The organism is Roseovarius sp. E0-M6, assembly GCF_037083845.1.
GTDB lineage: Bacteria > Pseudomonadota > Alphaproteobacteria > Rhodobacterales > Rhodobacteraceae > Roseovarius.
Map to the genome: position 1 here is coordinate 1,045,972 of NZ_JBAPLA010000001.1, position 12,917 is coordinate 1,058,888.

11 protein-coding genes are annotated in these 12,917 nt (G+C 61.9%); 4 read left to right on the top strand and 7 right to left on the bottom strand.

Annotated features, from left to right (window positions below; translation table 11 throughout):
• Window positions 1-100 precede the first annotated feature (100 nt).
• From ssb to typA, 3 genes are all read left to right on the top strand, one after another.
• Window positions 101-601 carry a single-stranded DNA-binding protein gene (gene ssb / locus V8359_RS04995; protein WP_336427615.1) on the top strand — a complete coding sequence of 167 codons (501 nt, stop codon included), beginning with the start codon at window positions 101-103 and terminating at the stop codon, window positions 599-601.
• 47 nt (window positions 602-648) lie between these two features.
• Window positions 649-1,518 carry a GNAT family N-acetyltransferase gene (locus V8359_RS05000; protein WP_336427616.1) on the top strand — a complete coding sequence of 290 codons (870 nt, stop codon included), beginning with the start codon at window positions 649-651 and terminating at the stop codon, window positions 1,516-1,518.
• A gap of 83 nt (window positions 1,519-1,601) precedes the next feature.
• On the top strand, window positions 1,602-3,422 hold the full coding sequence (gene typA, locus V8359_RS05005; protein ID WP_336427617.1) for a translational GTPase TypA: 1,821 nt from the start codon (window positions 1,602-1,604) through the stop codon (window positions 3,420-3,422).
• An 18-nt stretch (window positions 3,423-3,440) separates the two neighbouring features.
• Here the strand turns inward: typA and V8359_RS05010 are convergent, their stop codons facing one another.
• From V8359_RS05010 to recA, 6 genes are all read right to left on the bottom strand, one after another.
• Complete coding sequence (locus tag V8359_RS05010; RefSeq protein WP_336427618.1) at window positions 3,441-3,995, bottom strand: histidine phosphatase family protein; 555 nt, start codon at window positions 3,993-3,995, stop codon at window positions 3,441-3,443.
• Between the two features lie 122 nt (window positions 3,996-4,117).
• On the bottom strand, window positions 4,118-4,513 hold the full coding sequence (locus V8359_RS05015; protein ID WP_336427619.1) for a hypothetical protein: 396 nt from the start codon (window positions 4,511-4,513) through the stop codon (window positions 4,118-4,120).
• A 202-nt stretch (window positions 4,514-4,715) separates the two neighbouring features.
• Window positions 4,716-5,177, bottom strand: coding sequence for a hypothetical protein (locus V8359_RS05020; protein ID WP_336427620.1), 462 nt, complete (start codon window positions 5,175-5,177; stop codon window positions 4,716-4,718).
• A gap of 151 nt (window positions 5,178-5,328) precedes the next feature.
• Complete coding sequence (locus V8359_RS05025) at window positions 5,329-5,616, bottom strand: DUF1330 domain-containing protein (RefSeq protein ID WP_336427621.1); 288 nt, start codon at window positions 5,614-5,616, stop codon at window positions 5,329-5,331.
• Window position 5,617: 1 nt separating this feature from the next.
• On the bottom strand, window positions 5,618-8,284 hold the full coding sequence (gene alaS / locus V8359_RS05030; RefSeq protein ID WP_336427622.1) for an alanine--tRNA ligase: 2,667 nt from the start codon (window positions 8,282-8,284) through the stop codon (window positions 5,618-5,620).
• 136 nt (window positions 8,285-8,420) lie between these two features.
• The gene (gene recA, locus V8359_RS05035; RefSeq protein WP_336427623.1) at window positions 8,421-9,503 is read right to left on the bottom strand and encodes a recombinase RecA; all 1,083 of its coding nucleotides are present in this window, start codon (window positions 9,501-9,503) and stop codon (window positions 8,421-8,423) included.
• Between the two features lie 194 nt (window positions 9,504-9,697).
• On the opposite strand from recA, the gene V8359_RS05040 reads away from it, so the two are divergent.
• Window positions 9,698-10,333, top strand: coding sequence for a gamma-glutamyl kinase (locus V8359_RS05040; protein ID WP_336427624.1), 636 nt, complete (start codon window positions 9,698-9,700; stop codon window positions 10,331-10,333).
• Window positions 10,334-10,537: 204 nt separating this feature from the next.
• On the opposite strand, the gene V8359_RS05045 is transcribed toward V8359_RS05040, so the two are convergent.
• Window positions 10,538-12,829 carry an ATP-binding protein gene (locus tag V8359_RS05045; protein WP_336427931.1) on the bottom strand — a complete coding sequence of 764 codons (2,292 nt, stop codon included), beginning with the start codon at window positions 12,827-12,829 and terminating at the stop codon, window positions 10,538-10,540.
• Window positions 12,830-12,917: the final 88 nt, after the last annotated feature.

The following is a 12,917-nucleotide window of genomic DNA, read 5'->3' on the forward strand; positions in this document are numbered from 1 at the left end:
CGCATGCTTGCTAAAATTTTTCGCGCATTTTAGGCTTTCCTTAATTATTGCCCGGTGATGTAACCGGCGAAACTGCTTCAACGGATTCGGGAGATCACGGATGGCCGGCTCGGTTAACAAAGTCATACTCATCGGCAATCTGGGACGCGATCCCGAGGTCCGCACCTTTCAGAACGGCGGCAAGGTCTGCAACCTGCGCATCGCCACCTCCGAAAACTGGAAGGACCGCAACACCGGCGAACGGCGCGAACGCACGGAATGGCATTCCGTCGCGATCTTCTCCGAACCACTGGCCCGCGTGGCCGAGCAATATCTGCGCAAAGGCTCCAAGGTCTATATCGAGGGCCAGCTCGAGACGCGGAAATGGCAGGATCAGTCCGGTCAGGACCGCTATTCGACCGAAGTCGTCCTGCGTCCCTACCGAAGCGAGCTGACCATGCTTGACGGTCGTGGCGAAGGTGGCGGCGGCGGTAGCAGCTATGGCGGCCCAAGCGATAGCGGCCAAAGCGGCGGCGGATATGGCGGCGATTACGGCGGCGGCTCACAAGGCGGCTCCGGATCGGGTGGCGCCTCGGACATGGACGACGAAATCCCGTTCTGATCCACATCCATTAAGGCGGCCTTTACCTCCGGTGCCTCAAATGGCGCATGAGCTTTGATTGCCCGCCCTGCCCTGACATCGCCCTGCCTTTGCAACAGCATCCGCATTATGCGCGTGCCGTGGCACAGATGGGCGGGCGTTGCGCCGCCACCGACATCATATCGCCACAGGGGGGCGTCATGGGCACGGCGCAATGGGTGCTGCGCCGTATCGGGCCGCTTCGCGTGGCATGGCTCCCGCGCGGCCCGATCTGGGGGCCGGACACGCCGAGCGCCTTCAGGCGGCGTGCGCTGCGACGCCTCGTCGCCGGGATTCCGCCCCGAAGCCTCCGCCTTGTGACTTTCGAAACCCCCAATGACGCCACCGGACTGCGCCTCGCATCAGGGCACAGCATCGCCGAGCTTGATCTTACGGCCAAGACTGAGACACTGCGCGCCGCGATGCACGGCAAATGGCGCAACCGCCTCTGCCGCGCCGAACGGGCGGGCCTGTCGATCACTCACCGCCCGTTCGATCCCGGCTCCGACGCGCCCCTTCTCGCCCTTGAGATGTCACAGCGGCGCATCCAGCGGTATCGCGCCCTGCCCCCCGGCTTCACCCTCGCCTTCGCCCGCGCCACGCCCCGCGCCACACGTATCTTTGAACTCCGTGGCCATGGTGAGTGCACGGCCTACATGCTCTTTCTCCTGCACGGCAGCGCCGCCACTTATCACGTCGGCTGGACCGGGCCGGTGGGCCGCTCCGTCTCGGCCCACAATCTGTTGCTCTGGCGCGCGATGCTCTGGCTCCGCCACACGGGTATCACCCGGCTCGACCTCGGTCGGGTTGATACCTTGCGCGCGCCGGGCCTTGCCCGATTCAAGCTGGGGTCCGGCGCGCGGATACGGCTCATCGGTCCCACATGTCTGTTGATCTGAGCGCGCGCACCCCTTTTGCCTCTGGCCTTTCTCCGCAACCACGTATAGGGCCGCGGGCAACCCTAAAATGAGAGGCCCCCCGCATGGATCTGCGCAACATCGCGATCATCGCCCACGTCGACCACGGCAAGACGACGCTCGTGGACGAACTGCTCAAGCAATCCGGCGCGTTTCGCGCCAATCAAGCCGTGGACGAACGGGCCATGGACAGCAACGATCTTGAGCGTGAGCGCGGCATCACCATCTTTGCCAAGCCCACCTCGCTTGAATGGCGAGGCACGCGGATCAACATTGTCGACACCCCCGGTCACGCCGATTTCGGCGGCGAGGTCGAGCGTATTCTCTCAATGGTCGATGGGGTCGTCCTGCTGGTGGATGCCGCCGAAGGCCCGATGCCGCAGACCAAGTTCGTGACCTCCAAGGCGCTCGCTCTCGGGCTGCGCCCCATCGTCGTGCTCAACAAGGTCGACAAACCCGACGCCGAGCCCGACCGCGCCCTTGATGAATGTTTCGATCTTTTTGCGAACCTCGGCGCCGACGATGACCAGCTCGACTTTCCGCACATGTATGCAAGCGGCCGGTCGGGTTGGGCCGATCACGATCTCGACGGCCCGCGCAAGGATCTGGTCGCGCTCTTCGACCTGATCGTCAACCACGTCCCCGCGCCGCGCCAGATCAAGCATCAGGACGAGGATTTTCGCATGCGCGCGACGACTCTCGGCGCCGATCCCTTTGTCGGTCGTCAGCTTACCGGTCGCGTCGAAAGCGGCAAGCTCAAGGTTGGCGCGACGGTTCAGGCCCTGAGCCGCCTTGGTCAGAAGATAGAACAGTTCCGCGTGACCCGCATTCAGGCGTTCCGCGGCCTTCAGACGCAGGATATCGACGAGGCCGCCGCAGGCGACATCGTGACCCTTGCCGGCATGTCCAAGGCCACGGTCGCCGATACGATCTGCGCGCTGGCTGTGGACGAACCCCTCTCGGCTCAGCCGATTGATCCACCGACAATCTCTGTCACGTTCGGCATCAACGACAGCCCGCTTGCCGGTCGCGACGGCAAGAAGGTCCAAAGCCGCGTCATCCGTGAACGCCTCATGAAAGAGGCCGAATCGAACGTCGCCATCCGCGTCACCGACACACCCGGCGGCGAAGCCTTCGACGTGGCGGGGCGCGGCGAACTTCAGATGGGCGTCCTGATCGAGAACATGCGCCGCGAAGGGTTTGAGCTGTCGATCTCGCGCCCCCGCGTTCTGATGCGCGAAGGCGAGAGCGGCGAAACGCTCGAACCTATCGAAGAAGTGACGATCGATGTCGATGACGGCTATGCCGGTGCGGTGATCGAAAAGGTCACTGGTGCGCGCAAGGGCGAAATGACCGAGATGAAGCCCGCCGGCGCAGGCAAGACGCGGATCATCGCGCATGTGCCCTCGCGCGGGCTGATCGGCTATCACGGCGAATTCCTGACCGACACGCGCGGCACTGGCGTGCTCAACCGCGTCTTCCATGGCTGGGCGCCCCACAAAGGGCCGATTCCGGGCCGCCGCGCCGGCGTGCTCATTTCCATGGAGAACGGTGAAACAGTGTCCTACGCGCTGTGGAACCTCGAAGATCGGGGGCGCATGTTCGTGGGACCACAGGAAAAGGTTTATGTCGGGATGATCATCGGCGAACACAGCCGCGAAAACGATCTCGAGGTGAACCCGCTCAAGGGCAAGAAACTGACCAACGTGCGCGCCTCAGGCACCGATGAGGCCGTGCGCCTCACCCCGCACATCCAGTCCAGCCTCGAAGAGGCCATCGCCTATATCAACGATGATGAGCTGCTGGAGGTGACACCCACTGCGCTGCGTCTGCGCAAGCGGCATCTCGATCCGCACGAACGCAAGCGCGCGTCCAAATCCGGCTGATCCGGTTCCGCGCCTCTCTCAGGGCGGGGTCTCGATGGTGCCCAGCACCTCAAGGTTCCGCCCCTCCGAGAGCCGCATCACGACGATCTCACCCGACCGCGCGAACCGCCCGGTAAGGGCGCTGATATTGACCTGATGAGTGACCAACAGATGTCGCGCACCGTCCGGCGCTTGGGCGAGCGCGCCGAGAACCGCCTGCCGCTGGGCCTCGGCGTCGCCGCGTCCGGCGAAATGGGAATTGAGCGGTGCGACCTCCGTCACCTCCCCCATCCCGACAAGACGCGCAGTCTCAAGGCAGCGGCACCATTGACTTGACCAGACCGCGTCAAACGCGATCCCGGCCTGTCGCATCGCCGCCCCGATCCGGCGCGCCTGATCCCGGCCCGCCCCGTTCAGCGTCCGCTGCGTCGTACAATCGCCAAGGGTGAAGGACGCCGGATCACCCGTTCCCGGCGCCAACGCGTGCCGCATGAGCGCCACGGCCCCCGGGCGCTTGAGAAGTGACCAATCCTGCGCCGTGGACGCAACCGGCGCCACCAAAAGCACGAGTATAAGAATTAAAAAGCGCTGCATAATCCTGTTCTAGAGCTCACGATCTCCGGGTCCAGCCCAAGGTCAGGCATCATGCGCCCAAAGCACAAGACCCCGGTGACCATTGCGGGCCGCCGGGGTCGAGATGTCATGCTTAGCGTTGTTCAGTTGCAGACGATCTCGCGCATCACAACATGCGCGGGCTCGAGCAATTTCTTGTCCTCACGATACACGGCCGGGTATTCGACAAGTTCGACCCGCCCGTTGCGGCGCACGTAATAGCGCTTGGGCTTCTCGATCAACACCTTGGATACCTCGTATTTCGCGGGCACCTTGACCTCTTTGAAACACGCGATAAGACGTTCACGCTGTTTTTCTTCCGCGGCTTCTGCGGCCGTGCCGGCCATAAGGAGCGCGGCAATCAATAAAGCGTATCGCGAAAAACCTGACCCACAGATTTTCGCGAAACGCGGCGCGACATTCGGGCCTTGCACGCGTTTCGCCTGTCGCTGATGTCTCAGGTCAGAGGCGAAACGCTTTAGTCCTTTCGACACATGCATTCTGCTCTCCTCCATGCTTATGTCCAGCACGCAAGGTGGCACGCGAATGGGGCATCTTTGGGAAAGTGGTGTGGTGGTTAATAGGCAAAATTGACCCCACCCAAAATAAAAGGGTGGCCCCAGGACCACCCTTTTTCTTTCCGCATCCGGCGTGCAGGTCAGGCGAAAATGCTCGCGCGGCCCCCGTCCGGGTGCACCGCCATCAGTTGCACGGCGCCTTGCGCAGAACATAGTGGCCCGGCTTGCTCATGGTCCGCTTTTCCATGTAGATCGGCGGATAATACATTTTCACCATCTGGCCGTCCTTGTGTTCCCACTTCTTCTTCGCGGGATACTCAAGGTATTTTTCCGTGCTGTACGTGGCCGGCACCCAGTGCTTGTCATAGCACGCAACTTTTTGACCTTCCCACGCCAAAGCAGGCGCAACAAACGCAGCCGACGCAACAATTGCACCCATCAAAATACTTTTCATGTTTCTTCTCCATGTTGAATTAACGCCATCAATGTTAAACAACCGCCCCCTTTCGCGGCGATAGCTATCGAATGCTATCAGAGCGGCGCGCGTCCCAAATACGGAAAATTTTAAGAAAATCGGCAAAACTGTGGCACAGCGGCCATAGTTTGAGGTGGCGAACGGTAAGTCTTTGATTTGCAACTGTTTCACGAGACGAAACAATCTCACCCAAACCGGGTTTGATCGTGATCATTCGAAACAGTAAGTCCGTCCTTCTAATTCGCGGATGCAGCGTTCAAGCCTCGGATCGCGGATCGGCGGGGCCGCGCCGAAACGCGGCGCCCCATGGCGGAAACCCGCTCTATTCGCTTGTCTCAACGATCAGCAATTCCCGCTCCGAGGCAGTGCGCGCATGGCTCAGAGCCTCCTGATATTCGGGCGAATGATAGCAGTTTTCCGCCGCCTCGACCGAGGGAAACCGCGCCACCACGTTCCGCGCGCGCTCTTTACCTTCCAATTGCACGAAACGCCCGCCCCGCGCGATGAACTCGCCGCCATGCTTGGCAATCGCCGGACCGGCAAGCTCGGCATATTTGCCATAGGCGTCGGGGTCGGTCACGGTCACATGGGCTATCCAAAGTGCAGGCATATCACGCTCCTTCAATCAGTTTTTCGACATTCTTGATGGCCGCCTCGGCCCCGGTGACATCCGCACCGCCGCCCTGCGCCATGTCGGGCCGGCCACCGCCACCCTTGCCGCCAAGCGCGGGCACAGCGGCGCGCACCATATCCACCGCCGAAACGCGGCCCGTCAGATCCTCGGTCACCCCTGCGGCCACGGCGGCCTTGCCACCCGTATCGGCAATAAGCAGAACCACACCAGAGCCCAGCCGAGACTTGTGTTCGTCGATGAGCGCAGGCAAATCCTTGCCCGACACACCCGTCAGAACCTGCGCAAGAAAAGCCACCCCGGCCACGTCGCGCGCCTCGGGGCCACCGCCCTGCCCGGCCCCGCCGGACATGGCCAACTCCCGCCGCAACTGCGCGATCTCATTGCCAAGCGCCTTGCGCTCCTCCAGAAGCCCGCGGACCCGGCTCAGCACATCATCCGGCTGCGTCTTAAGTTCAAGCGCGAGCGCCCCGACGCGATGATCCTGTCCACTCAGATAGCGGAAGGCATCGGCGCCGGTCAGGGCTTCGATCCGGCGCACTCCGGCGCTCGACGCGGCATCGCCCAGCATGACAAACAGGCCGATATCGCCGGTTTGGCGCACATGTGTGCCGCCACAAAGCTCGATCGAATAGGTGTGCCCGTCCTGACCCTTGCCCGACGTGTCATCGCGGCCCATCGACACCACCCGCACCTCATCGCCGTATTTCTCACCGAAAAGCGCCTGAGCCCCAAGATCGCGCGCCTCATCGGGTGTCATGATCCGGGTTTCGACCGGCGCGTTCTGGCGGATATAGGCGTTCACCTCTTCCTCTACGCGCGACACCTCGTCCGGGCTCAGCGGCTTGGTATGGCTGAAGTCAAAGCGCAACCGGTCCTGCGCGTTGAGCGATCCGCGCTGCGCCACATGATCGCCCAGAACATTGCGCAGCGCTTCGTGCAGAAGATGCGTCGCCGAGTGGTTCGCGCGAATGGCGGTCCGACGGGCATGATCCACCTCGAGTTGCGCCGCCTCACCGCGAACGATCTCGCCCTCGGTCACTTCCGCGAAGTGGATGAAAACCCCCGCAACCTTGCGTGTATCCGTGATCCGCGCGGCCCCCGAGGCCGTGCGTAGCGTGCCGCTGTCGCCGACTTGACCACCCGCCTCGGCATAGAACGGCGTCTGGTTAAGGACGATCTGAACCTGCGCGCCCGCCTTGGCGCTGCCGACCTCGCCGGCCTCCTGCACCACCGCGGTGATCTGACCCTCGGCCGTTTCGGTGTCATACCCCAGGAAATCCGTCGCGCCATGCGCGTCCGCGATATCGAACCACACCCCCGCGTCCGCCGCCTCGCCAGAGCCGGACCATGCCGCGCGGGCCTTGGCCTTCTGCTCGGCCATCGCGGCGTCAAAGCCTGCGACCTCGACCTCGCGGCCTTTCTCGCGGAGCGCGTCCTGCGTCAGGTCGAGCGGAAATCCGTAGGTATCATACAGCTTGAACGCCGTCTCACCCGGGAGCGCCACGTCCTTTGGCAACTCGCCAAGTTCCTCATCCAGAAGCCTGAGACCGCGTTCCAGGGTCTGCTTGAACCGCGTTTCCTCAAGCTTGAGCGTCTCCTCAACAAGGCTCTGGGCGCGACCAAGTTCGGGGAAAGCTTGCCCCATCTGCGCGACAAGCGCGGGCACCAACCGGTGCATGACCGGGTCTTTCGCGCCCAGAAGATGCGCGTGCCGCATCGCGCGGCGCATGATCCGGCGCAACACATATCCCCGCCCCTCGTTCGAGGGCATGACCCCGTCCGCGATCAAAAACGAGGTCGAACGCAGGTGGTCCGCGATCACCCGGTGATGCACATTGCCGGGTCCGTCCGGATCGGCGCTGGTCGCGTTTGCGCTGGCCTCGATCAGGTTGCGCATCAGGTCGGTGTCGTAATTGTCGTGCTTGCCCTGCAACAGCGCGCCGATCCGCTCAAGCCCCATGCCCGTGTCGATCGACTGCATCTCCAGATCGCATTGCGTGCCGTCCTCGAACCGTTCATTCTGCATGAAGACGAGGTTCCAGATTTCGATAAACCGGTCGCCATCCTCCTCGGGGCTGCCCGGTGGCCCGCCCCATATCTCGGGACCATGATCATAGAATATCTCGGTGCAAGGTCCGCAAGGCCCGGTCGCACCCATCGACCAGAAATTGTCATCCGTGGCGATGCGGATAATCCTGTCATCACTCAGCCCGGCATATTTCTTCCAGATATTCGCCGCTTCGTCGTCTGTGTGATAGATCGTCACCAAAAGCTTGTCGGGATCGAGACCGAATTCCTTGGTCAGCAAGTCCCAAGCATAGGGAATGGCCTGCTCCTTGAAATAGTCGCCAAAACTGAAATTGCCGAGCATTTCAAAGAAGGTGTGGTGCCTCGCGGTATAGCCCACATTATCCAGATCGTTGTGCTTGCCGCCTGCGCGCACGCATTTCTGGCTCGTGGCCGCACGGCTGTAGGACCGTTGTTCGATCCCGGTAAAAAGGTTCTTGAACTGCACCATGCCCGAATTGGTGAACATCAGCGTCGGGTCGTTGCGCGGCACAAGCGGCGAACTTTCGACAACCGCATGATCGTTGCGCTCAAAAAAGGACAGGAAGGTGGACCGGATTTCGTTCAGCGTCGGCATGGCTATCTCTCTTGGCGGTCAGCGGCATTTGGCGTTGTGTCGATGTAGCTGTCTGCCTTGGCACTGTCCACCGCAAGAAAAGGCCCGCACCCTTCTGAAGGGTACGGGCCCGGTCAAACCGTCGCCTGCGTCGGGATCAGGCCTCGAGGATATCGTCGCCCTCGGCCTTGGCCTCGGTCTGCGGCATGTCGAAATCAAGGCCATGCGCGGCGCGAATCTTGTCTTCGATCTCGAACGAAATTCTGTCGTTTTCCTTCAGGAAGGTCTTGGCGTTTTCCCGCCCCTGCCCGATACGCTCATCGCCATAGCTGAACCAGCTGCCGGATTTCTCCACCACGCCCGCCTTGACGCCCAGATCGAGCAGCTCACCCATCTTCGAGATGCCTTCGCCATACATGATGTCGAATTCTACCTGCTTGAAGGGGGGGGCGACCTTGTTCTTGACGACCTTCACGCGCGTCGCGTTGCCGACAACCTCATCGCGGTCTTTGAGCGCGCCGATGCGGCGAATGTCGAGTCGGACGGAGCTGTAGAATTTGAGCGCGTTACCACCCGTCGTGGTTTCGGGGCTGCCGAACATGACGCCAATCTTCATACGAATCTGGTTGATGAAGACCACCGTGCATTTCGACCGGCTGATCGAGCCGGTAAGCTTTCGCATCGCCTGGCTCATCAGCCGGGCCTGCACGCCCACATTGCTGTCGCCCATATCGCCTTCAAGCTCGGATTTGGGCGTGAGCGCCGCAACCGAATCGACGACCACCATGCTCACCGCGCCCGACCGCACCAGCGTATCGACGATCTCGAGCGCCTGTTCGCCCGTATCGGGCTGCGAGATCAGAAGCTCTTCCAAATCGACGCCGAGTTTCTTGGCATAGGTCGGATCGAGCGCGTGCTCGGCATCCACAAAAGCGCAGACGCCGCCTTTTTTCTGTTCTTCAGCCACGCAATGAAGCGTGAGCGTGGTCTTGCCCGAGCTTTCGGGGCCATAAACTTCGATGATGCGACCCTTGGGGAGGCCGCCGATGCCCAGAGCGATATCAAGGCCCAGTGACCCCGTCGAAGTGGATTCGATCTCCTGCACCGGGTTGTCGGCCCCGAGCTTCATGATCGATCCCTTGCCGAACTGGCGTTCGATCTGCGCCAGCGCGCTGTCGAGGGCTTTCTGCTTGTCGGGATTACGTTTGCTGTCCATGGAAAGTAGATCTGCCGTTGCCATTTCTTTGACTTCCTTATTCCACACCCTGTTCCGGGCGGCAATCAATGCTTCGTTCGCTTATTGTTCTCAAAATGTATGTAGACAAAAGCAGAACATTTCAAGAGATTTGTTTGTATGCCCAGAGTTTCGTAAGAGGGTTAAGAAGTCGTTTAGGAGTGCCCGGCGGCGTGCAAAAAAGGGGAGAGTCCCGGCCGATGTTGGTGTTTTCCAAGCAAAAACTCGTGCTGCTGTCGGTGCCAAAGACCGGCACGACCGCCTTTCAGGCGGCGCTTGCGCCGCATGCGTCCATGGTGATCACCGATCCCCCCGAGCTCAAGCACGCGCCTGTTTTCCGCTACAACCGGTTTTTCCGCCCCGCCCTCGAGAAATTCGTGGGCGTGCCGCTCGATGTCGTCGCGGTGATGCGCGAGCCCATAAGCTGGCTTGGAAGCTGGTATCGCTACCGGCAGCGCCCGGCCATGGCCGGACATGCGAATGCGACCTGCGACATGAGCTTTGATAGCTTCGTTGAGGGCTACATAAAGGGCAAAAGACCCGGCTTCGCCAATGTGGGATCCCAGGCCAAGTTCATGGAGCCGCAAAAGAACGGCACGGCGGTCACGCATCTCTTCCGGTATGAGGATCAAGAGCATCTGCGAGAATTTCTATCGGCGCGACTCGGGGTGACGTTCGATACAGCCGTTCTCAACGTGTCGCCGCGCGCTGAACTGCATCTCGCACCCGAGATCGAAACCCGCCTGCGGCGCAAATGCGCGGCGGAGTTTGCCCTTTATGACAGTATCGGCCCCGGCGGCGCCTATACCCCGCCCGAAATCGGGTCGGTCGGCTAAGGCGTTTTGCCTTTGTCCTGAGACATCAGCGAAAGGCGAAACGCGGGCTACGCCTGACTGTCGCGCTTCGTTTCGCGAACATCCCCGGGTCAGGGTTTTCGCGAAACGCTTTGGAATACTCCCAAGACGTGACCCCGGCTTGCGCATCCCGAGACTCGGGAAAGACAGCGCAGCGCGCGCAAATGTCCGAGGCGGTGACAGGTGCTAGGGGCCTGGCGCGCCGACGCGGTCTTTTTGAACACCTTCAATAGCCATCTGTCGATGCACCACATCCGTCAGATCGGTCAGCGAAAAGGGCTTCGACAAAAAGACCGAGTGCGGGATCTTTGCTTGCGCATCCGCGAAATCATCTTCGGCATAGCCCGACATGAAGACAGTGCGCACCTCGGGCCGGGCCTTCAGGGCCTGCCGCACCCATGTCGGACCATCCTCTCCGGGCATCACCACGTCGGTCACGAACACATCAAAGACCAGCGTCTCATCTCGTAAAATATCGAGTGCATCCTCTGCCGATTCCGCCTCCACCACGGTAAACCCGCGCATCTGCAACGCCCGCGAGGCGAAGGCCCGCACCGGTGCCTCATCCTCGACAAGGAGCACGACACCCTCGGCGGGGGTCTCGGGGGATGTCGCTTTCGCCTCGTGGGCGATCTTGGTCACCGCGTCGCGATCAAACGCCGGAAAGAGCAGGAAAAAGGTGGTGCCCACCCCGGTCTCGCTATCGGCGAAGATGAAGCCGCCGGTTTGTTTCACGATGCCGTAAGCGGTCGACAGACCAAGGCCCGTCCCCTCGCCCACGCGCTTGGTGGTGAAGAACGGCTCGAACACCTTGCGCAGGTTTTCGGGGGCAATACCGGTGCCGTCATCCTCGACCGATACCTTGACATAACGCCCCGGCGCCACCGTGGCGCGATCTCGGACCAACGGCGTTTCGAGTGTCAGGTTTTCGGTCCGGATAAGCACCGACCCGCCGCCCGGGACCGCATCACGGGCGTTCACCACGAGGTTCATGAGCACCTGTTCGAGTTGCCGCTTATCGGCCCGGATCGACCAAAGCTCGCTCTCATGAGAGAGCGACATCTCGACCTTTTCACCCACCAGCCGGTTGAGCAGATGGGTCAGGTCCGCCAATGCGTCACGCAAATCCATGATCTCGGGCCGCAGGGTCTGTTTGCGTGAATAGGCCAAAAGCTGACTGACCAGGGCCCCTGCCCGGTTCGCGTTCTGACTGATCTGGAGCAGGTCGCCATGATCCGGATCGCCCTGATCATGACGCAAAAGCAGAAGATCGCAATGCCCCGAGATCGCGGTGAGCAGGTTGTTGAAATCATGCGCAACACCGCCAGCCAATTGTCCGATGGCCTGCATTTTCTGGCTTTGCACGAACTGCGCTTCGAGGGATTTAAGCTCGGTGGCGTCATGCAGCACGGCGATGAGGATCGTGTCATTGCCCTCGCGCGCCCGGTTCAGCATCACCTGCGCAAAGGTTTCTCCATCGTCGCGCTTGACCCGAAGAAACTCGGAATGCACGGTGCCGCGCCCCTCCGCCGCATCGCTGATCCAGTCGCTGACCGGGCGGCCCAACCCTTCGAGGAGATCCGAAAGCGGCCGCCCCACGCAATCCTCATTGCCCAGCAATTCACGCGCCGGCCGGTTCGAAAGCATCACCTCACCCGCGGCCGACAGCTTGAGCAACGGCACCGGCAGTTCGTCGAGAAAGTCCCAACCATCGGGCTGGCGTTCGGTGGCGGACAAACCGGGAAGCAGGAAAATCTCGCGCCGCCCTGCCGTGCCCTCAAGTTCGGCCACGAGACAGCCGACACGTCCATCACGGGTGTTCACGTCGTTGACGGCCCCCGACCGGATCGGAAGGTCCGGGCAAATACGCTCAAGCGAGCGCACCCGCTCTCCCACGAGGTCGCGCGCGGCTTCGTTCATGAAGAGCACGGCATCGTTGCGCCCGACCGTGATCATCGGGAGCGGCATCGGATCACCGCGGCGTGGCACGCTCTGGGCCGCGCGTTCGATCCGCCACAGGCAGACCCCCGCGCCCACACGCTGTGCGCCGAACCGGATATGGCCTTCACGGGTCACGACATCCTCTTGCGCCGCCCCCGCACGCGCCGCCCGGTTTTCAAGCCGCAAGAGCAGTGTTCCGGGATTGGCCAATCGCGACTGCAGGAGAGTCGCGAGCGTGTCTGCCGTGCTGCCCGCAAAATCCCGGCGCGCGGCGGCGTTGCGGCAAAGGATCCGTCCCTCGGCGTCGGTCAGAACGCAAGGCGCGGGATCATGCTCGCTCAGCGTGGCGGCAGCGTCGACAAGCCGCCGATGCGCCCGGCGCGCCGAAAGCCGCATCAGCCCATATCCCAAAGCAACCGCCGCCAGAAGCCCCGACACCCCGGCCAGCGTCATGCGCGCATAAGTTTCGGAGGCAAGCGCCGCCGCCAGCCCAAAGATGAGCGCCGCGAGAAGCACAAGCCCGGCCCTTGGCCGCATATGCGCAACGGCACGTTTCAACGGGGCATTCGGTTCTGTCGAGATTGCCAAGACGACGCACCACTTTTCCGATTCGATTGCGCTACAA